Origin of the sequence: Steroidobacter sp. (assembly GCF_036406195.1) — a bacterium.
In the GTDB taxonomy this organism is placed as follows: Bacteria; Pseudomonadota; Gammaproteobacteria; order Steroidobacterales; family Steroidobacteraceae; genus Steroidobacter.
In genome coordinates this window covers 66,455-84,897 of the sequence record NZ_DASWVW010000018.1, presented here as the reverse complement: position 1 = coordinate 84,897, position 18,443 = coordinate 66,455, and the positions used below count along the sequence as shown (strand labels likewise).

13 protein-coding genes are annotated in these 18,443 nt (G+C 63.1%); 5 read left to right on the top strand and 8 right to left on the bottom strand.

Annotated features, from left to right (window positions below; genetic code table 11):
* Positions 1 to 446 precede the first annotated feature (446 nt).
* Positions 447 to 728 carry a metalloregulator ArsR/SmtB family transcription factor gene (locus VGE08_RS08085; RefSeq protein ID WP_349258657.1) on the bottom strand — a complete coding sequence of 94 codons (282 nt, stop codon included), beginning with the start codon at positions 726 to 728 and terminating at the stop codon, positions 447 to 449.
* A 291-nt stretch (positions 729 to 1,019) separates the two neighbouring features.
* On the opposite strand from VGE08_RS08085, the gene VGE08_RS08080 reads away from it, so the two are divergent.
* Genes VGE08_RS08080 through VGE08_RS08065 form a run of 4 tightly spaced genes read left to right on the top strand, consistent with a single transcriptional unit; the run spans position 1,020 to position 6,095 of the window.
* Complete coding sequence (locus tag VGE08_RS08080; RefSeq protein ID WP_331067348.1) at positions 1,020 to 1,220, top strand: DUF2892 domain-containing protein; 201 nt, start codon at positions 1,020 to 1,022, stop codon at positions 1,218 to 1,220.
* 9 nt (positions 1,221 to 1,229) lie between these two features.
* Positions 1,230 to 2,264 carry an efflux RND transporter periplasmic adaptor subunit gene (locus tag VGE08_RS08075; RefSeq protein WP_331067347.1) on the top strand — a complete coding sequence of 345 codons (1,035 nt, stop codon included), beginning with the start codon at positions 1,230 to 1,232 and terminating at the stop codon, positions 2,262 to 2,264.
* A complete protein-coding gene (locus VGE08_RS08070) occupies positions 2,257 to 5,496 on the top strand; it encodes an efflux RND transporter permease subunit (RefSeq protein ID WP_331067346.1) in 3,240 nt (1,079 codons plus the stop codon). Before VGE08_RS08075 ends, VGE08_RS08070 begins: the two co-directional genes overlap by 8 nt.
* A gap of 26 nt (positions 5,497 to 5,522) precedes the next feature.
* Entirely contained in the window at positions 5,523 to 6,095 is a 573-nt protein-coding gene (locus VGE08_RS08065) for a DUF3365 domain-containing protein (protein ID WP_331067345.1), read from the top strand.
* Positions 6,096 to 6,143: 48 nt separating this feature from the next.
* Here the strand turns inward: VGE08_RS08065 and VGE08_RS08060 are convergent, their stop codons facing one another.
* The 3 genes from VGE08_RS08060 to VGE08_RS08050 all read right to left on the bottom strand — a co-directional run bounded on the left by VGE08_RS08060 (position 6,144) and on the right by VGE08_RS08050 (position 10,133).
* Complete coding sequence (locus VGE08_RS08060) at positions 6,144 to 8,225, bottom strand: TonB-dependent copper receptor (protein WP_331067344.1); 2,082 nt, start codon at positions 8,223 to 8,225, stop codon at positions 6,144 to 6,146.
* 91 nt (positions 8,226 to 8,316) lie between these two features.
* Complete coding sequence (locus VGE08_RS08055; protein WP_331067343.1) at positions 8,317 to 8,892, bottom strand: response regulator transcription factor; 576 nt, start codon at positions 8,890 to 8,892, stop codon at positions 8,317 to 8,319.
* Positions 8,889 to 10,133, bottom strand: coding sequence for an ATP-binding protein (locus VGE08_RS08050; RefSeq protein WP_331067342.1), 1,245 nt, complete (start codon positions 10,131 to 10,133; stop codon positions 8,889 to 8,891). The genes VGE08_RS08055 and VGE08_RS08050 overlap by 4 nt, the downstream gene beginning before the upstream one ends.
* Positions 10,134 to 10,478: 345 nt before the next feature.
* Between VGE08_RS08050 and VGE08_RS08045 the strand changes: the two genes are divergently transcribed.
* Positions 10,479 to 11,594, top strand: coding sequence for an IS110 family transposase (locus VGE08_RS08045; protein WP_331067341.1), 1,116 nt, complete (start codon positions 10,479 to 10,481; stop codon positions 11,592 to 11,594).
* Positions 11,595 to 11,966: 372 nt separating this feature from the next.
* On the opposite strand, the gene VGE08_RS08040 is transcribed toward VGE08_RS08045, so the two are convergent.
* From VGE08_RS08040 to VGE08_RS08025, 4 genes are all read right to left on the bottom strand, one after another.
* The gene (locus tag VGE08_RS08040; RefSeq protein ID WP_331067340.1) at positions 11,967 to 14,462 is read right to left on the bottom strand and encodes a TonB-dependent receptor; all 2,496 of its coding nucleotides are present in this window, start codon (positions 14,460 to 14,462) and stop codon (positions 11,967 to 11,969) included.
* A 179-nt stretch (positions 14,463 to 14,641) separates the two neighbouring features.
* Positions 14,642 to 15,523: an NAD(P)-dependent oxidoreductase gene (locus VGE08_RS08035; RefSeq protein ID WP_331067339.1), complete on the bottom strand. Its 882-nt coding sequence runs from the start codon at positions 15,521 to 15,523 to the stop codon at positions 14,642 to 14,644.
* Positions 15,520 to 17,574 carry an acetoacetate--CoA ligase gene (locus VGE08_RS08030; protein WP_331067338.1) on the bottom strand — a complete coding sequence of 685 codons (2,055 nt, stop codon included), beginning with the start codon at positions 17,572 to 17,574 and terminating at the stop codon, positions 15,520 to 15,522. The genes VGE08_RS08035 and VGE08_RS08030 overlap by 4 nt, the downstream gene beginning before the upstream one ends.
* Positions 17,575 to 17,585: 11 nt before the next feature.
* Positions 17,586 to 18,428, bottom strand: coding sequence for a hypothetical protein (locus tag VGE08_RS08025; protein ID WP_331067337.1), 843 nt, complete (start codon positions 18,426 to 18,428; stop codon positions 17,586 to 17,588).
* Positions 18,429 to 18,443 lie beyond the last annotated feature (15 nt).

Genomic DNA, 18,443 nt, shown 5'->3' with positions numbered 1-18,443 from the left:
AACTCGATTCTGGCGTCTGTGCTGGCCTTGCGGCGATCTTCTTGGCTCACCGGCGGAGTATGTCACACCGATGTTTTAGATTCATGTAGTTTCACGCCGGGTTAATAGTTAGCGCCCTGCAGTGGTTGGCGGTTAGCGGTTGGGGCAGAACGGAGGCCAGGATTTAGCTCATTTCTGGCTAACCGCTATCCGCCATCCGCGAACCGCTGCGACAAAGACGGTTAACTAAGCACCATTGCCCTTATGGCGCGATTTTGGGGAGCAATTCGGAGAGCACGACTCGCGATCTGGCTGGCGAACGTCGCGGTCTCGGTCTCCTCGCGTACGCGCTTCGATTGACACTGGTGTGATCGGCGCGTTCCGCTGACGCACGCCTCGCGCAACAAGGAGTCGTTGCAGCGGGTGAACCGCGCCCGCGAAGCCCGCTGGTGGCGCGTCGTCTGCGATTACGTCGGGCAGTAGATGCTCTGAAGCACCGCCAGGATTTCATGCACCGGACCGGGCGGCACGGAGTAGTAAACGGTCTGCGCCTGCTTCTCCGTCGTGACCAGATTGTTCTCGCGCAGCACCGCCAGGTGCTGTGAGAGCGCCGATTGACTCAAATCGATCTGCTCGTTGATCTCGCCCACGGACAGCCGCTGCCCGAGCAGGCAGCACAGAATCGAAAGACGTTGCTCGTTCGCGAGCGCGCGCAACAGCGCCGCCGCCTCACTTGCATGCCGCAACATGTCTTCCCGTGCCTTCTTGCTCGTCAAGGTCGCCCGATTTCTCTTCGCCACTGCCATCGCTCGCTCCAGCGCCATCGTGGATGGCCGCGAGTATAGCCGGCCTTGACTAAATTAGCTATCGCTAATACAGTTACAGCTAAAGCTGCCCGCTGGCATGGCAAGCACCGTGAGGGCCCGCAGCTGACTTGCGGCTATTCGCTGGCGCACGCAGGACGTCCGCATGGGGAACACGAGCGGCGGCGAGAAGCATTGGGATGGGTGGTCGGTATTCAGATTTCGGAGGCTACGGAGATGACAATCGATCGCATGGTCATGAGGTTCGCGGGCATCGTCGTGCTGCTCGGACTGGCGCTTGGCTGGTACGTGAATCAGAACTGGTATTGGCTCAGCGCCTTCGTCGGCCTGAACCTGCTCCAGGCGTCGTTCACGGGGTTCTGCCCACTGGCGCGCATTCTCAAGCGGCTGGGTATCAAGCCCGGCGCGGCGTTCTGAGGCTCCATGATGCCCCGGATCGCCGTAGTCGCCCTGTGGCTCGTCGCCCTGACCGGGCAGGCCGCGCAGCCTGAGATTGATGTGATGACCGTGGCCGCCGAGCAGGCGCCCGTCGAGCGCGTGCTCGACGGGAGGGTCGAGGCCGTGAGCCAAGGCACGGTCTCGGCGCAAACATCGGGCCGCGTGGCCGAAGTGCTGTACGACGTCAACGATTTCGTCCCCGCCGACGCGGTCATCGTGCGATTGCGGGCGACGGAGCAGCGCGCCTCCTTGGAACAGGCGCAAGCAGCGCTGAAAGAAGCGACGGCACGCGAAGCCGAAGCGCAGACGCGCTATGCGCGCACGCTCGGCTTGTATCGCGACCAGGCGGCGTCCAAATCGCAGTTGGATGCTGTTACAGCAGAAAGGGATTCCGCAGTCGCGCGGCTTGCCGCCGCCAAGGCGTCACTGCAAGCAGCTCGCGAAGGCGTCAGTTACACCGAGATCCGGGCTCCCTATGCCGGCGTCGTGACCCAGCGCCACGTCGAGGTCGGCGAGTCGGTGCGCCCCGGAACGCCACTGGTGAGCGGGCTGTCGCTGCAGTACTTGCGTGTCGCCGTCGATCTGCCACAGAACGTGGTGAAGCAAGTCCGCCGGATCGGCAAAGCGGTCGTCTATGTGGACGGCAAGCGCATTCAGGCGAAGGACGTCACGATCTTTCCGCAGGCGTCGCCGCAATCCAACACGTTTCGCGCCCGCATCGACCTGCCGGAAAACGCAGCCGATCTGTATCCCGGCATGCTCGCCAAAGTCGGCTTCGTGGTCGGCGAGGCGCCGCGCGTGCTCATTCCGGCGAGCGCACTCGTCGAGCGCGGCGAGGTCACGGGCGTTTATACGGTGGATGACAAGGGTCGCGTGAGCCTCCGACAGATACGTCTCGGACATCGCATCGACGATCGCGTAACAGTGCTCGCCGGTCTGATCGAGGGCGATCGCATCGCGCTCGACCCCATCGCAGCGACTCTGCGAGTGCGCGAACAGCGTCGGGACGAGATCCATGATTGAACCCACCGCGCACATGGGCATCAGTGGGCGAATCGCGCGCGCGTTTCTAGACAATCAATTGACGCCGCTGCTCGCGCTTACCGCGATGCTGATGGGCGTGCTCGCGGTGCTCGTCACGCCGCGAGAGGAAGAACCGCAGATCGACGTCACGATGGCGAACGTCATCGTGCCGTTCCCCGGTGCCAGCGCCGTTCAGGTGGAGAACCTGGTGAGCTCGCCGATGGAGCAGGTGCTGGGCGAAATCGCGGGAGTGAAACACGTCTACTCGGTGTCCCGCCCGGGCGTCGCGTTGCTGACGGTGCAGTTCGAAGTCGGTGAGCCGCGCACCGAAGCGATCGTGCGGCTCTATAACGCTGTCTACTCCAATCGCGACTGGCGGCCGAGGAATCTCGGTGTGCTCGAGCCGCTGATCAAGCCCAAGGGCATCGATGACGTGCCGATCGTCACGCTCACGTTGTGGACGCCAGATCCGAGTCGTGGCAGCGCCGAGCTGCGCCAGGTCGCCCATGCGATCGAAACCGAGCTGCAGCGGATCAAAGGCACGCGCGATGTCTACACCGTCGGCGGGCCGGATGACGTCGTTCACGTGCAGCTCGATGCTCAGCGACTCGCTGGCTATGGCCTGAGTGTTCACGCCCTCGCCCAGGCGCTGGCAGCCGCCAACGTCGTCACGCATGCGGGCGATATAGTCGCGGCCAATGCCGCAACTGCGGTGCAAGTCGGTGAGTTTCTCGCCCAGCGTGATGATGTCGCCAACCTCGTGGTCGGCCTCCACGGCGGGCATCCGGTCTATCTGCAGGATGTCGCTGAAGTCACTCGCGGCCCCGATCAGCCCGAACAGATGGTGTGGTTCGGGGCGGGCCCGGCCGCGGCGGCAGCCGGCATCGACCTCAAAGGCAAAGCACCAGCCGTCACGATCGCGGTCACCAAACAGCCAGGCACGAATGCGATCGATATCGCGGATCGAGTACTGGAGCGCGTCGAGGCGCTGCGCGACATCTATCTGCCAGCCGGCGTCGAGGTAACGGTCACGCGCAACTACGGCGAAACCGCCAACGACAAGGCGGTCAAGCTGATCCAGAAACTCCTGTTCGCCACGATCTCGGTGATCGCGCTCGTGATGGTTGCCGTCGGCCGGCGCGAGGCGATCGTCGTGGGCAGCGCCGTCATCATCACACTGGCGGCGACGCTGTTCGCCTCCTGGGCCTGGGGCTTCACGATCAATCGCGTCTCGCTGTTCGCGCTCATCTTCTCGATCGGCATCCTGGTCGACGATGCGATCGTGGTGGTCGAGAACATCCATCGACACCTGCAGCTCGCGCCGCCGCCGACCGATCGCGGCGCCGTGCAGGACCTGATCGCCCGCGCCGTCGATGAAGTCGGCGGCCCGACCATTCTCGCGACGTTCACGGTCATCGCCGCACTGTTGCCGATGGCGTTCGTCAGCGGCCTCATGGGTCCGTACATGAGCCCGATTCCGATCAACGCGAGCATGGGCATGGTGATCTCGCTGGCGGTGGCACTCATCTTCACGCCGTGGCTATCGAGACGTCTGCTGGCGAGCGGACACTCGACCGGCGCACCTGTCGCGCACCCTGGCGACCAGCGTCTGCAACAATTCTTTCAGCGCATGCTTGGGCCCTTTCTGCTCGGCGAGGACGCTCGCAAGCACCGACATCGTCTGTACCTCGGCACGGGACTTGCGATCCTGATCGCAATCTCCTTGGCCGGCCTGAAGTGGGTCGTGATGAAGATGCTGCCCTTCGACAACAAGTCGGAGGTTCAGATCGTTCTCAACATGCCCGAAGGCACGGCGCTCGAGCGCACGGCACTCACGCTCGACGAGCTTGCCGCCGAGATCGCGACCGTGCCGGAGGTCATGCACTACCAGGCATACGCCGGCACGGCCTCCCCTATCAACTTCAACGGCCTGGTACGGCAGTACGATCTGCGCAGTGGACCGCAGTTCGGCGACATCCAGGTGATCCTCACGGACAAACATGAGCGCGATCGCGCGAGCCACGAGATCGCGCGCGACATGCGCAACAAGCTCGCCGCGATCGGCAAGCGTCACGGGGCAAGCGTACAAGTGGTCGAGGTGCCGCCCGGTCCGCCGGTCCAGGCGCCGATCGTCGCGGAGATCTATGGCCCACGCTACAGCGACCAGCGCCAGCTGGCCGAGCGCATCCGCGGTTTGTTCGACGGCACCGCCGACATCGTCGACACCGACGACACCGTCGAAACCGACGCGCGTCGCTACGTGGTCGAGATCGATCGCTCGCGCGCGGCCCTGCTCGGCGTCGATCAACAGGCGATTGCGCAGACGCTGGAAGCGGCGCTGGGCGGCTATGACGCGACGTTCATCCGCGCAGGTCACGAGCGTTATCCGATCGCCGTGCGCATCGAGCTGCCGGTCGCCGAAAAAGCGGACCTGGAGCAAGTGCTGATGCTCGAAGCGCCGGCCGCTAGTGGTTCGCTCATCCCGCTATCCGAAGTGGCGACCGTGCGCGAGACCACCTGGGATGGCGCCATCCATCACAAGGACCTGTTGCCCGTCGTCTATGTCACGGGCGACATGGCCGGCGATCTGGACAGTCCGCTGTACGGCATGTTCGATCTCGTCGCGCAGATCGGCGACGGCCGCGCCGGCCAGCAGATCGAGCAGTTCTTCGTGCGCCAGCCCGAGGATCCGTTCGCACCCGCCGTGAAGTGGGATGGCGAGTGGCAGATCACTTACGAAACGTTTCGCGACATGGGGCTCGCATACTCGGTGGGCCTGATCCTCATCTATCTGCTGGTGGTCGCGCAGTTCCGCTCCTATGCCGTGCCGCTGGTCATCATGGCGCCGATTCCGCTGACGATCATCGGCGTCATGCCGGGACACGCGCTGCTCGGTGCGCAGTTCACCGCGACCTCGATGATCGGAATGATCGCGCTCGCCGGCATCATCGTGCGAAACTCCATTCTGCTGGTCGACTTCGTCAATCAGGAGCTCGCCGCCGGTCGTGAGCTGGCCGATGCCGTGATTCGCGCGGGCGCCGTGCGAGCGAAGCCCATCGCGCTCACCGCGCTCGCGGCGATGATCGGCGCATTTTTCATTCTCGACGATCCGATCTTCAACGGCCTCGCCGTGTCGCTTATCTTCGGGATTCTGGTGTCGACGCTGCTGACGCTCGTCGTCATTCCGATCCTCTACTTCAGCTATATGAAGCGGCTACTCGCCGTCGAATGAGCAACGCAGCACCAAGGAGAAACTCCATGAAAGGCTGGCTACTGACCTCGATGTTACTGGCAACCTCGGTAGTCTCTTCCGGCGCTGAGCCAACGCGAGCGCCGGACGCCGACGACACTGTCGATCGCGCGCTCGCGAAGCAGCTCGCGACGGAGCTGAAGGCCGAGCTGACGCAGGCGCTGCAGGTTTCGCCGGAAAACGCGATCAATGTCTGCAAGACCCGCGCTCCGCAGATCGCCGCCGAGATCAGCGCCGAGAGCAACGTCACCATCGGCCGCACGTCGCTACGCGTGCGCAACCCTGCCAACGCCCCAAGCGATTGGCAGCGCGAAGTGCTCAACGATTTCCAGCGCAGACACGACGCCGGCGAACCGGCGACCGCGATGGAATACAGCACCGTGGTCGCGATGGACGGATACACCGAGCATCGCTACATGAAGGCGATCGTGACCGAGCCTTTGTGCGTCACCTGTCATGGTCAACAACTCTCGCCGGCTCTCGAGCAGGCGATCGCCGCGAAATATCCGAGCGATGAGGCGACGGGATTCAGCGTCGGCGACCTTCGCGGAGCTGTATACGTCGTGCGCCGCCTGCGCTAGCACCAAGCAAAGTCGCAGCCTGCTGCGGCGAGCAGCCGCATGCCCGTCTCACAGCCCCTTCGCGTTCCAGACCAATTTCAGCCAGGCCGTACGCCCTGGTTCATGGATACGCACCGGATCGGCGGGATAGCCAAAGTCGGCGCTGCCCGCCAGATTCAGATGTTCCGCGTAAGATCGATCGAGCAGGTTGTCGATACCGGCGGCCAGACTGACTTGTGACGAAATGCGGTAGCTGCCATTCATGGACAACACCGCGAAGCCGCCGGTTTTGCCCAGATCCTGCCCCACGACATTGCCCTGCCCAGGCGCGACGCGACTCTGTCCATCGACGGCACGCAGCAGGATGCCTGCCGACCAGCGCGAGTTGTCGTATGCCAGGGTGAAACGCGCATCGAGCGGCGGAATCTGCGGAAGCGCCGTGCCGGTGTCGCGATTCTCCGCCCAGGAATATGCGACGGTCGCACCCGCCTTCCATCGCGGCAACAGACGGATCTCCACGCCCGTCTCACCACCACGGATTTGCGCATCGACCTGATCGACGCTGGATATCGAGCCCATCATGCCGCCGCTGGTATAGGTGAACAGGATGAAGTCGTCGACGCGTCCTGCATAGATGGACGCCCATGCCTGCATTCGCGTCGTTCGAAACTCCAGGCCAGCATCGAGCTGAGTCGTCCGCTCCGGCTGCAGCGCGGAAAATGCATTCACGGAGCCCATCGGCCCCATGTTCGGCGAGAACAACTCCCAATAGTCCGGCATGCGCTCGGCATGCCCAACGCCCGCGAACCACGTGATCGGCGCGGCGCGCGCATCATGTTCATAGCGAACGAAGCCGCTCGCGAGCGTCTCGCTGCGCGTTTCGCCACCTGTCGGGTTCGGCATCTGCATCATTCCCACGGTCTGCCGCTTGTCGGTCACTTCGGCCCGATCGACTCGGCCGCCAAACACAGTGCGGCCGTCCTCGTGGGCGCGCCATGAGAGCTCGGCGAACACGCCGGCATTGGATAGGTCGGCATCGGTCGACCACGGCTGCAGCTGATACGTGTTCCTTCCCCTGCCCGTGCGCTTGCGATGACGGCTGTCCTGCGTATCCGCACCGGCCGTCAGTTCGAGGTTTGCGACCTGCCACCTGGCCGCCACGCGGCCGCCAGTCGTGCGACGATCGACGTTGGACGCCATGGGCATGGGCATCGCGCTCATCGGATTGGGTTCGCGCAGCGTGTAGTTGTCCATCACGTGATCGGCGTAGTTATAGAAAACATTCGCCGTCACTTCCTTGAGCGTTCCGGTCAGGCCGGTCTTCTCGAATCGCAACGCGTAGCTGGTGCGCTCGAACTGGGAGCCGTCCATGCCCCGGCCCGCGTAGCGGGCTTCGCCGTCACCGGCACCCGCCGAGAATTCGAGCAATGTGCCGTCCGACGGCGTCCACCCAAGCGCCGCATCCGCGTTCCATTTATCCCAACTCGACGGCACGGTGCGGCCTGCACCGTCTTGATAGTCGTCCGCTTCCGATCGATTCGCGCTCAAGCGTGCATAGCCCGCACTCGCACCGCCGATGAGATCGAGCACCTGATCGTTGCGACCGAAGGAACCAGCGAGTGCATTGGCGTTCAGGCGCAGTCCTGGCTCGTCGAAACGAGCCGCGTTGGCATCGCGCTCGAATCGAATCGTGCCTGCCGATGCACCGGGACCCCACAGCACTGTCTGCGGCCCCTTGGTCACCACCAGGCGGTCATATGTTTCCGGCGAAACATACGAGAGCGGATTGTCCATGCGCGCCGGACACGCACCCGGCATCGAGCCATCGTTGGTGAGAATGTTCAGTCGCGAGCCGAACATGCCGCGCAGGACTGGATCGCCATTCGTGCCGCCATTGCGAATCGCACCAAAGCCGGGAATGGTCTTGAGATAGTCCGCGCCATCGCTGGCGGGCACGGGCTGACGGGGCAGCTTCGGATCGGTGACAAATGTCAGCGGCGATTGCGGAACGACCCCGGTGACGACCACGGTGGCAAGCGGACCATCGTCCTTCGCCGCGCCTTGGGAGTCCTCCGCGGCCCACGATTCGCTTGCTGCGATGGGCCCGGCGAGCAGCACCAACACGACGACTGGCGCGATACCATGGGGCATTCCTGTTCTCCTGTGAGCAACGAGCGCGATTATTGTCGCTCGTTCAGCAGCTGGCCGAGTGCGACTGAATGTCGCAGCTGACCTCGCAGGACTACTCGCCGCCTTCGTCGGAAGGCCTGCGCTCGGGGCCGGGGCGCTTGGCCAGTTTTCGTTGCAGCGAGCGACGGTGCATGCCCAACAGTCGCGCAGCGGCTGAGATGTTCCCCTGCGTCTCGCTCAGCGCTTGTTGAATGTGCTCCCATTCCAGCCGCGCCAGCGGGATCATCGTGCTCTCCGGGATCGCCTCGCTGTCGCACTCGTCGTTCAGCGCTCGGACGATGGCATCCGCCGTGACCGGCTTGGTCAGATAGTTATCCGCTCCGCGCTTGATGGCTTCCACCGCCGTGGCAACGCTTGCATAGCCCGTCACCAATAAGATCCTCATGTCCTCGCGCACCGCCTTGAGTGGCTCGATGAGCGCGAGGCCGGAGTCGTTACCCAAGCGCAGATCGATCAATGCGAATGCCGGCCGGCATTCCTGCGCAATCCGCACCGCTTCCTCGGCAGTGTGCGCGAGCACCGTGGTCAGACCGCGCTTTTGCAGGGAGCGCTGCAAGGTGCGCAGATACAACTCATCATCATCGATGAGCAATCCGATTTTCTCTGGTGTGGAGACCTCGATCGTCATGGGGACACCGACATCGGCAACCGGAACGAGACTACCACCCCCGGGCCATCGCTGGCCGCCTCCATCGACAAGGTGCCTCCCAGACGTTCCACCGTTGCATGGGACAGCGCCAGCCCGATCCCCATGCCCCCCGGTTTGTCGGTCCGAAACAGGGTCGCCGGCAACACCGGCTGCGCATGTTCGAAGCCCGGCCCGTAGTCTCTTATCGCCACTCTCATACCGCCCTGGTCCACGTCGATGCGCAGATCGACGCGACTCGACCCGGCCTGCTCGCTCGCCTCGGCGGCGTTGTTGAGCAATGCCAGCAGCAGGTGCCCGACCGCCGGATCGATCTTCTCCAGACCCGCGGTCGAACCGGTCCGGCGCAGCTTGATCACTGGCCAAAGCAGTTGCCACTGCTCGATGACTCGCTCGATATCGACGCTCGTCGACACTGCGCCAGAGTGGCCCGCCTCGGCCGGCGTGGCCAATTCCCTCACGCGATCCCGGCACACCAGCAGCAGCGACTTCATCGTCGCATAGTCTTCACGCTCGGCCTCCGTGTGGGCTTCACTGGCGAGATCTTCAACCATCAGCATCAACGTTCCCAGCGGCGTATTCAGCTCATGTGCAACGGACGCCGCGTGAGTCGCAAGCGCAATGATTCCTTCGTTGCGAGTGAACTGCTCGCGCAGGCGAGCTACCTCGAGCTCGCTCTTGCGTCGGGCGGTGGCCATGCGCGTGAAGAAGATCAAGACCACGGCAGCTGAGATCGCAAAGTTCACGAACATGCCGACCTTGTGAACGCTGAAGGCGTCGCCGAAGACCCCGTGTACATGGGGCAACTCCCTGGCCAGCAGCGCGGAGATGCCGTAGCCGAGAATGCTTGCCAGCGCGGCCGCCCAAACCCAGGGCGCCGGCAGCGCCAGAATCGCCAGCGCGATCGGTAGCAGAAACAGTGACGAGAAGGGATTTTCGACGCCGCCGCTCCAGGCGATCATCCAGGTCAGCGAGACGATATCCACCAGCATGTGCGCAAACACGACCGCATCGCTCACCTCTTCTCTCTGGTGTGCTCGCCACGTGGCATAGAGATTGAAAGCCGCCAGCGCACCGATGCCGGCCCACAACGGGGGTTCCGGCAGGTTCAGTCGCAATGGCCCGGTGACGATGACAACGGTCAGTGCCTGCCCGACGACGGCCAGCCAGCGAAGGTTCGCAAGCAGTCTGATGAAGGATGACGAGGCGCGGTAGTCCACCATGGCACTTTACTGGCGCTGGAATTGCCGGGGGTGCGACAAGTTGTCGCACCCCGCAGGAGGCGCGCTGCCTGTCAGTTCATGGCTACATCGCGGCGCTGCAGACGAGCCTCGACGCGGCTGTTCGAACGGCCGCCGGATGCCAGCCGCCGAACGCTGGCCGGTTCGGCGGCTGCTGCCTTCGCCGCGACCTAGACATTATGGCCTGAGCCCCGGAAATGGGATCAGGCGACAGTTAGATTTGGAGCGAGGGGTCTGTCTCCCATATCGTGGGTTGCGTCGTTGCGGACGCCGAGCCACATGCAGAGACCCATGAGGGTTCAAACTGCCAAGCGCGGGAGACAGACCATGAAAGAGGCTATCACTTCCTACGTCGGACTGGATATTCACAAGGACTCCATCGCGATTGCGATTGCAGCGGCCGGCCGGACGGCGCCGCACTTTGTAGGAACAATCCATCCCTCGCCCTCGGAGCTGTGTAAGGCACTGCGACGCCAGCGCTGTAGACCGGAGAATACGCTGCTGGTCTACGAGGCCGGGCCGTGCGGATACGGCTGGGTGCGATATCTGCGCAAACAACACTGGCAGTGTGAAGTCATTGCACCCTCTCACATTACGCGCAGTCCTGCCGAACAGCGCGTGAAGACGGATCGACGTGACGCGTTGATGCTTGCCCGGCACTCGCGTGCCGGCGATCTCGTTCCCATCGTCGTTCCTGATGAGCGCGATGAGGCGTTTCGGGATTTGTCGCGTGCCCGAGAGGATGCGGTGGCCGCTCGCTTGCGCGTGCGTCAGCAGATGAAGGCCATGCTGTTGCGTCACGGCCGCGACTACGTGCGGGCTCGTTGCGGCAGCCAGGCTCACGAGCGGCATCTGTCCACCATTCGCTTCGATCATCCGGCGCAGGAGATCGCCTTTGGTGAATATCGCCTGGCTTCCAAAGAGGCGGACGAACGCGTCGAGCGAATCACGCAAGCGCTGCGCGAGCAGTGTGAGCACTGGCGTATGCAGCCGGTGATCAAAGCGCTGATGTGTCTTAAGGGCTTCGACTTCGTTACCGCCGTGACATTCGTTGCCGAACTCGGCGATCTGAGCCGCTTTGCGCATCCGCGCGCCCTCATGTCGCACCTGGGGCTGGTGCCTTCGGAGTACTCCAGTGGCACAACGCGCCGTCAGGGCGCCATCACTCGCTGCGGCAACAAACATGCGCGCCGTGTTCTGATCGAGGCTGCCTGGAACAACCGCTTCAAAGCGCAGATCACACGCACGCTCGAGGTGCGACAGCAGGGTCAGTCTAAGATCGTTCGTGACATCGCCTGGAAGGCACAGTTGCGACTCTCCAAACGCTGGCGAAGCCTCGGCATGGGACGCAAGCTCAATCAAAACAAGATCTGCGTCGCTATCGCTCGCGAGCTGGCGGGCTTCACTTGGGATGTCGCACGACACATCAAGATCAGCCCGTGATCGCTCCCTTGCCCAGCTGTTGACCACAGGAGATCGACCACCGGCACTGCCTATCCACAGCCTGACGCCGAACCGAAAACGCGACGCGCGGGACCGATGAGGGGAATCCTCGAAAGTTTTATGTGAGCCTCGTACGAAACCTATCCAGTTCTGCGAGTGATCTCCGCTACTAGAGCGAGGCAGCCCCGCGAAGAAATGATGAAGTGCGGTAGCCAATCCGCGGATATCAGAATGATCCATCGTCGCAAGCCTCACCTGCGCGCCGCGTTCTCGCTTCGGTATCAAAGGGCCCATACATCCCCTGCCCAAACCCTCCATCCTTCGTGAAGCCACGAGAAAGCCTCGTGGCTCCGATTGACAAAGAAGGCCATATCAGAACTTGACGGTCGCCTCCAACCCGTAGGTCCGCGGGGCGCCCCGCGCGAAGTAATCGAGATAGAACGCGTTCAGGTTGAGGCCGTAGGACCAGTAGAACTCGTTCGCGAGATTCTTGCCCCAGGCGCTCACGGAGAACCGATCCGTCTCATACGTCAGCCGTGCGTTGTACAACTGATAGCTCGGATTCCCCCGCGCCAGCTCCACGCTCGCCAGGCGGCCATTCACTTGCGACGCGGGCTGGCCGTAGTCGTTGTATGGGTCGAACCAATAGCTGCCCATGTACTGCATGTCGCCATGAAGCGAGATGGCACGGTCGCCATCGCTCCATACCGTCCAGTCGGCTCCCAATGTGCCGCTCACGTTGGGCGCATTCGGGAACTCGTTGCCGCCGATGTCGAGTCCCCCCTCATGGAATCTCTGATTGTCGTCGTAGCGAGTGTCCAGCCAACCGACGGAGGCACTGATGCGCAAGTCGGGCGTCGCTTGCATGGTCAACTCCGCTTCGGCGCCCTTCACCTCGCCATTGGCGTTGCGCAGGAACGAGGTGGCGCCGATGATCTCGGCGATCTGCTGGTTCTGATAATCGTAGTAGAAGGCGGCCGCGTTCAACTGTATCCGGTCGTCCCAGAAGCGGGATTTGATTCCGAGCTCGAACGCATCGACCTGCTCGGGCTCGACGAAATACACCTGCTCCACCGCCTGGTACGCAAGCGCGTTATAGGTGCCGGCGCGGTAGCCGCGGCTGTAGCCGCCATAGATCATCACGCTGTCGGTAAGCTTGAAGTCGAGGATGAGGCGGCCGGTGACCTCCTCGGTCGTCTCGCTCTGCGCGACGGCGGCCTGCCCGGGATCGAGCGGATTGCTATACGGCACGAGACTGACGCGATCGTTGCCACCGAGATCCTTGATCACCGCGCGACTGCGCGAGTAGTCGACGTCATCGCGCGTATATCGCAACCCCAAGGTGATCGCGAATCGGTCGGTCGCCTCCCACTTGCCTTCGCCGTAGATCGCCATCGACGGCCGCTCGATCCTGAACACCTGATCCACCGTAAGTCCCGAGAACGGTGGCGCACCTGCCGCCGCGCACGCCGTCTGAGCCGGACCCGGCGCGGGAGAATTCGTCATCGCCACGTCATATTGGAAGGCCAGGAGCGAGCGGGCGTCGAAGAATCCCGGCCCGCGACCGGGCGCCGATGGCAAGGTCACCGGAGCGCAGAATCCCGGGCTGGCTGGCGTCAAGCTGGGATCCACGGCGAATGCCGGTACCACCCTCAACGCATCCGTGCTGGCGATCGGAGGATTGAAGTAGCTGCCCGGCAGCCCCGCGGCCGACAGCAACGGACTCAGGAAGTTGAAAAAGTCCGGTTCGTTGTGGGTATCGATGGTGTCCTTGCCGTAGTACACGCCAGCGATCAGCTTGAAACGATCCATGTCGAAACTCAGGCGAAGATCCTGATTGAAATTGTCGCTGTCCGAGCCATAGCGAATGGCGCAAACGTTCACGGGCGAGCCATCGCAGTCGAACGGCGCGAGCCGGTACTTGCCGGAGTCGTAGCCGGTGATCGATGTCAAGGTGAGCGAGTCGTTCAGCTCCCAAGTGAGGTTGAGCGACACTCCCTCGGAGGAGGTGTAGCTGTTCCCGGCGGTATCGGCCTCGACTTCATCTCGCCGCAACCTGCGCCCGAGCCCCGGCTGCACCACGTTACGCGAGTAGCCGACCGCCGACATGCCGTTGTCCAGATAGCCAATGCCGTAAGCCAGGTCCGCCAGCGAATCGTTCTCCGACCAATAGACTTTCAGCGTGGCATCGAACGTGTCGGTCGGCTTGAAACGCGCGATCAGACGAGCCGCCTTGGAATCGACGGCCGCGTAGTCCTTGCCGTCGAACGGGTTGTGGGTATAGCCATCGGCTTCGGCGATCGTACCGGCGAGACGAATCCCGAACCTGTCCGGCACGGGCGTGAACTCGATGGCGCCGGTCGCATTGACGGCATCGAAGTTGCCATAGCCTGCCGTGAGGAAACCTTCGGTGCCCTCCAGACGAGGCTTGCGAGTGAAGAAATTGACGGCGCCGCCCGTGGTATTGCGTCCAAACAATGTTCCTTGCGGACCTCGCAACACTTCGACCTGCTCGAGGTCGTACAACTGCTGTCCGTGACTTGCACGGAAGCTCTGATACACCTCATCGACGTAGACACCCACCGGGGATGCGGTGGCGGCGCTGAACTCGTTGGCGACCGAGATGCCGCGCAGAGAGAAGTTCGGCTGAGTGCGCCCATACGCGGAGGTGACTTGCAGATTCGGCAGCGCGCCCATGAGATCGCTGGTCTCGGCGATGCCTCGCGACTGCAACTCCTGTGCCGTGATGGCCGATACGGCGACCGGCACGTCCTGCAGATTCTCGCTGCGCTTCGTCGCAGTCACCACGATCGTCTCGAGGGCTGCTGTCGCCTCCTGGGCAACGGCGCCGTCGCTGGCCGCCGTCATGACGAAAACGGCAGCAGTGGCCGCGCATGCAACCGATCTATCAGTGCTCGATCTTCTCTTCATATATCCCCCCTGCGACCAACGCTGGACAATCCAGACAATCCAGATCGGTTGGTCACGATGTATCAATGCATTCGTTTCACTGCCTCGGCACAGGAACTGGCGCTCCCCAAGAAACTCTAGGAGCCCACCGCGGCGGGTGCACTACCCTGTCGGGTAGTGTTTGGGCCCGCGGCGGCCTCTTCGACGAATAGATCGATCAGAGGCTCCACACCCGGCGTCAACAGATATGCCGCGAAGTCAGTTACGCCCGCAGCGCGCAGCACGCATTCATCGATGAAGAAATTCCCACTGCAGTTTCGACTGTCGCGAGTCAGGATCCAGTGCGCCGCATCCGCCATGATCTGCGGCTTGCGCGCGCGCTCACGACCGCCCTCGTTGGCGACGTTCAGCGCCGCGGTCGCGATGAGCGTCCGTGGCCACAGCGCATTTACCGCGATGCCGTCGACCGCGAGCTCCGCCGCCATGCCATGGGCCAGCAGGCTCATGGCGAATTTCGACGTCGTGTAAGCAGCGTGGGGCGCGAACCACTTGCGTTGCAAATCCAACGGGGGCGACAACGTCAGGATATGTGGGTTGGAGCTGCGCGAAAGATGCGGGTGGCACAGCCTGGAACAGAGGAACGTGCCGCGCACATTGATATCCATCATCAGGTCGTAGCGCTTCATCGACGTCTCGGGCGTGCGAGTGAGCGCAATCGCGCTGGCATTGTTGATGAGGATATCGATGCCGCCGAAATGCTCGACACACCGTTCGACCGCCGCTTGTACCTGGCTCTCTTCGCGCACGTCCACGACGAGTGGCAACGCTCGTCCCCCTGCCGCTTCGATCTCCTCCGCCGCGGAGTAGATCGTTCCGGGCAGTCGGGGATCGGGCGCCGCCGTCTTGGCCACCACGGCAACATTGGCGCCATCCCGAGCGGCCCGGATGGCGATGGCTTTGCCGATCCCGCGACTGGCGCCCGTGATGAATAGTGTCTTGCCTCGTAGCGTCGGGCTCATGCTGTCTTTTCCGGCGAACCCGTCACACTCGCATCGGTGCGGCCGTCGCTGCGCCATTGGTAATCCACGCAGTCCCGCGCAAACTGCACGAAGTAGTCGATGGATTCCGGATTCGACATCGCATCCCGATTGACCACGCTGCTCGGCGGCGCCCCCATCAAGATCCTGCGCACCGGTACCTCTAGTTTTTTCCCCGTGAGCGTGTATGGAATGGCTTCGACTGCGTACATCGCATCCGGCACGTGGCGCGGACTGCAGTCCTCGCGAAGCTTCTGGTTGATCCTTGCACTCAGCGCAGCGTCGAGCGAGCAACCAGGCTTCATGCGCACGAACAAGGGCATGAAGAACTTGCCACCCGGCAGCTCACAACACACCACGAGGCTGTCCGCAACCTCCTCGACCTGCTCCAGAACGCGGTAGATCTCCGCGGTGCCGATGCGCACGCCGTGGCGATTGAGCGTCGAATCCGAACGTCCATAGATGTAGCAGCCACCGCGGCCGTTGATCTTGATGAAGTCCCCATGCCGCCACACGCCAGGAAACGTATCGAAATACGACTCGTGATAGCGCCGACCGTCCGCGTCGTTCCAGAAGCGGATGGGCATCGAAGGAAATGGGCTGGTGACGACCAGTTCTCCGACTTCGTCGAAGACTTCCTGATTCGCATCGCGCCACGCGTGAACGTCCATGCCCAGCATGCGTACCTGAATCTCTCCAGCGTACACGGGTAGCGTGGGCACGGCTCCGACGAATGCGCTGCACAGCTCCGTGCCGCCCGACTGCGAGGTCACCCAGAGATCGCGCTTCACGCAGCGATAGAACCAATCGAAGGTCTCCGGAGTACTCGGGGCACCGCTTACGATGACCGATTCGAGCGCCGACAGATCGTACTTCTCGCCGGGCTCGGTCCCCGCCTTCTGCATGATCTGCACGAACGTGGGGCTCGCTCCGAAGGTGGTGGCGCGGGTCGCGGACGCGAGGCGCCACAGGAATTCCACGTCTGGATGCAAGGGACTGCCGTCGTACAGAACCGCCGCCGCGCCCGTCAGCAGCGCCGCCAACAGGATGTTCCACATCATCCAGCCGGTCGTGCTGTAGAAGAACATGGTCGAGCCCGGGCGCAGATTCAGATGCAAATGCATCAGCTTCAAGTGCTCGACCAGAATACCGACGTGATTGTGCACGATGGCCTTCGGCAGACCGGTCGTGCCGGAAGAGAACACGACCCACAGAGGATGATCGTGGTCGACCCGCGCGTAGGTAAACTCTGCGGCGGGCACATCCGGATGTTCCAGCAGGTCGCCCCACCTGACGGCACGCAGCGAATCGGGCGGCGTGCGCCCGGGATGGAGATAGTCGAGCCACACGATCGTTTGCAGCGAAGGCAGTTGTCCGGCGATGCTTCGCACTTCCGCTGCGCGCGAGAAGTCCTTGCCGGCAAAGCGATATCCATCCGCAGCGAACAGCACTTTGGGTTCGATCTGAGCGAACCGGTCCACCACCGTCTTGACGCCGAATTCGGGCGCCGCGGAGGACCACACCGCGCCGATGGCTACCGACGCCAGCATCGCCACCGCGGTCTCGGGCACGTTCGGCATGTAAGAAACCACGCGGTCGCCCGGCTGCACGCCATGCTCTCGCAGCCATGTCGCCACGATGCGTACCTGGCGGCCCAACTCCGCCCAGGTCATCCTCGCCAACGGCCTGGTTTCCGATTGGTGATGAAACACGACTTCGTCGGGGCGCGCTTTGGACTCATGGCGCAACAGGTGCTCGGCGTAGTTGACCCGCGAGCCATCGAACCAGCGTGCGCCCGGCATGACCCGCCGATCGAGCACCCGCTCATGGCGAGCGTCCGAGACAACTTGAAAATAGTCCCAGATCGAGCCCCAGAATCCCTCCAGGTCGGTGACCGACCAGCGCCATAGAGCATCGTAGTCCTCGACGTTCACGCCGCGGACCGTCCGCAACCATCTCATGTAGAGCGACAGCGCACTGCTCTCGGCGAAGTTCTTGCGCGGCCGCCACAGCAGTGTTCCTTCTTCGATCATGCAGCCTCCCACTACAACCGTTCGCGCAGCTCGCCCAGGCGCTCCAACACGGTCTCGGGCACTGCCTGCTCGGGAATCTCGGCGAACAGAAAACTACCGCCAAACGACGCAACGGGCTCTCCCAACCAGAATCTTCCCGGCACTTCGCACCCGAGCTCCACGGGAAGCGAAGTCGCCACCGGGGTAATCGCGAAAGACAGGCCGCAGGCCTGCTCGCCCGTCACGCCGTGCGGGCTGCGTAATCCCAGGTCCCACCGGAAATGGGATGAGAGATTGGCCAGCGGCACGAACGATGGATCGTCCAGCGCGCTCGGCCCGGTGCTCGATGGCTCGTGCAGGAGCAGCACGTCGAGTCCGCTATTACCAAACAATCTCAGGAAGTCGGCAAGGTAGGCCGAGGCGTCTTCGGCATCATCGGCATCGACGCTTGGCTCTTCACCCCCGTGCGCCAACGCGTGAGCGAGGGCAACCCACGCTCGGGGCGTCGGCGACAGCAGTGCGACCGGCTGGCCGGCAAACGCGGCACGCAGCTCGTTGGCCAAGTTGGCCGCGACGGCGCGAAATTGCTCGTCCGCCAAGAGCACTCGCAACGAGTACCCGGTCCTGCGCCTGGCCGCCATCGAGCCTTGCAGGTCGAGGCGAGACCGCACGTAATCACATGTCAAAGGCGTCAATGACAGGGAGACGACATCGGAACGCAACAATGCCTGTGTCTTGCGTTGCCAGGCGATGTAGTCCGCCGACTCCCGCCAGGGCACATCGCCGCGCGCCATTAGCCGGCCTGCATAGGCAGTGGCTTCGATCCAGAGCAGTCGTCTCTGCCCCGCCCGCACTCGTTCGATGAAAGATGTCACGGTGATGATCTCACG

Bases quoted from the DNA above. Each gene is read 5' to 3' on its own strand.
- VGE08_RS08055 (WP_331067343.1), bottom strand. From the start codon at position 8,892: ATGACGATCGAGGTCTCCACACCAGAGAAAATCGGATTGCTCATCGAT.
- VGE08_RS08080 (WP_331067348.1), top strand. From the start codon at position 1,020: ATGACAATCGATCGCATGGTCATGAGGTTCGCGGGCATCGTCGTGCTG.
- VGE08_RS08045 (WP_331067341.1), top strand. From the start codon at position 10,479: ATGAAAGAGGCTATCACTTCCTACGTCGGACTGGATATTCACAAGGAC.
- VGE08_RS08085 (WP_349258657.1), bottom strand. From the start codon at position 728: ATGTTGCGGCATGCAAGTGAGGCGGCGGCGCTGTTGCGCGCGCTCGCG.
- VGE08_RS08075 (WP_331067347.1), top strand. From the start codon at position 1,230: ATGCCCCGGATCGCCGTAGTCGCCCTGTGGCTCGTCGCCCTGACCGGG.
- VGE08_RS08065 (WP_331067345.1), top strand. From the start codon at position 5,523: ATGAAAGGCTGGCTACTGACCTCGATGTTACTGGCAACCTCGGTAGTC.
- VGE08_RS08050 (WP_331067342.1), bottom strand. From the start codon at position 10,133: ATGGTGGACTACCGCGCCTCGTCATCCTTCATCAGACTGCTTGCGAAC.
- VGE08_RS08035 (WP_331067339.1), bottom strand. From the start codon at position 15,523: ATGAGCCCGACGCTACGAGGCAAGACACTATTCATCACGGGCGCCAGT.
- VGE08_RS08070 (WP_331067346.1), top strand. From the start codon at position 2,257: ATGATTGAACCCACCGCGCACATGGGCATCAGTGGGCGAATCGCGCGC.
- VGE08_RS08060 (WP_331067344.1), bottom strand. From the start codon at position 8,225: ATGCCCCATGGTATCGCGCCAGTCGTCGTGTTGGTGCTGCTCGCCGGG.
- VGE08_RS08040 (WP_331067340.1), bottom strand. From the start codon at position 14,462: ATGACGGCGGCCAGCGACGGCGCCGTTGCCCAGGAGGCGACAGCAGCC.
- VGE08_RS08030 (WP_331067338.1), bottom strand. From the start codon at position 17,574: ATGATCGAAGAAGGAACACTGCTGTGGCGGCCGCGCAAGAACTTCGCC.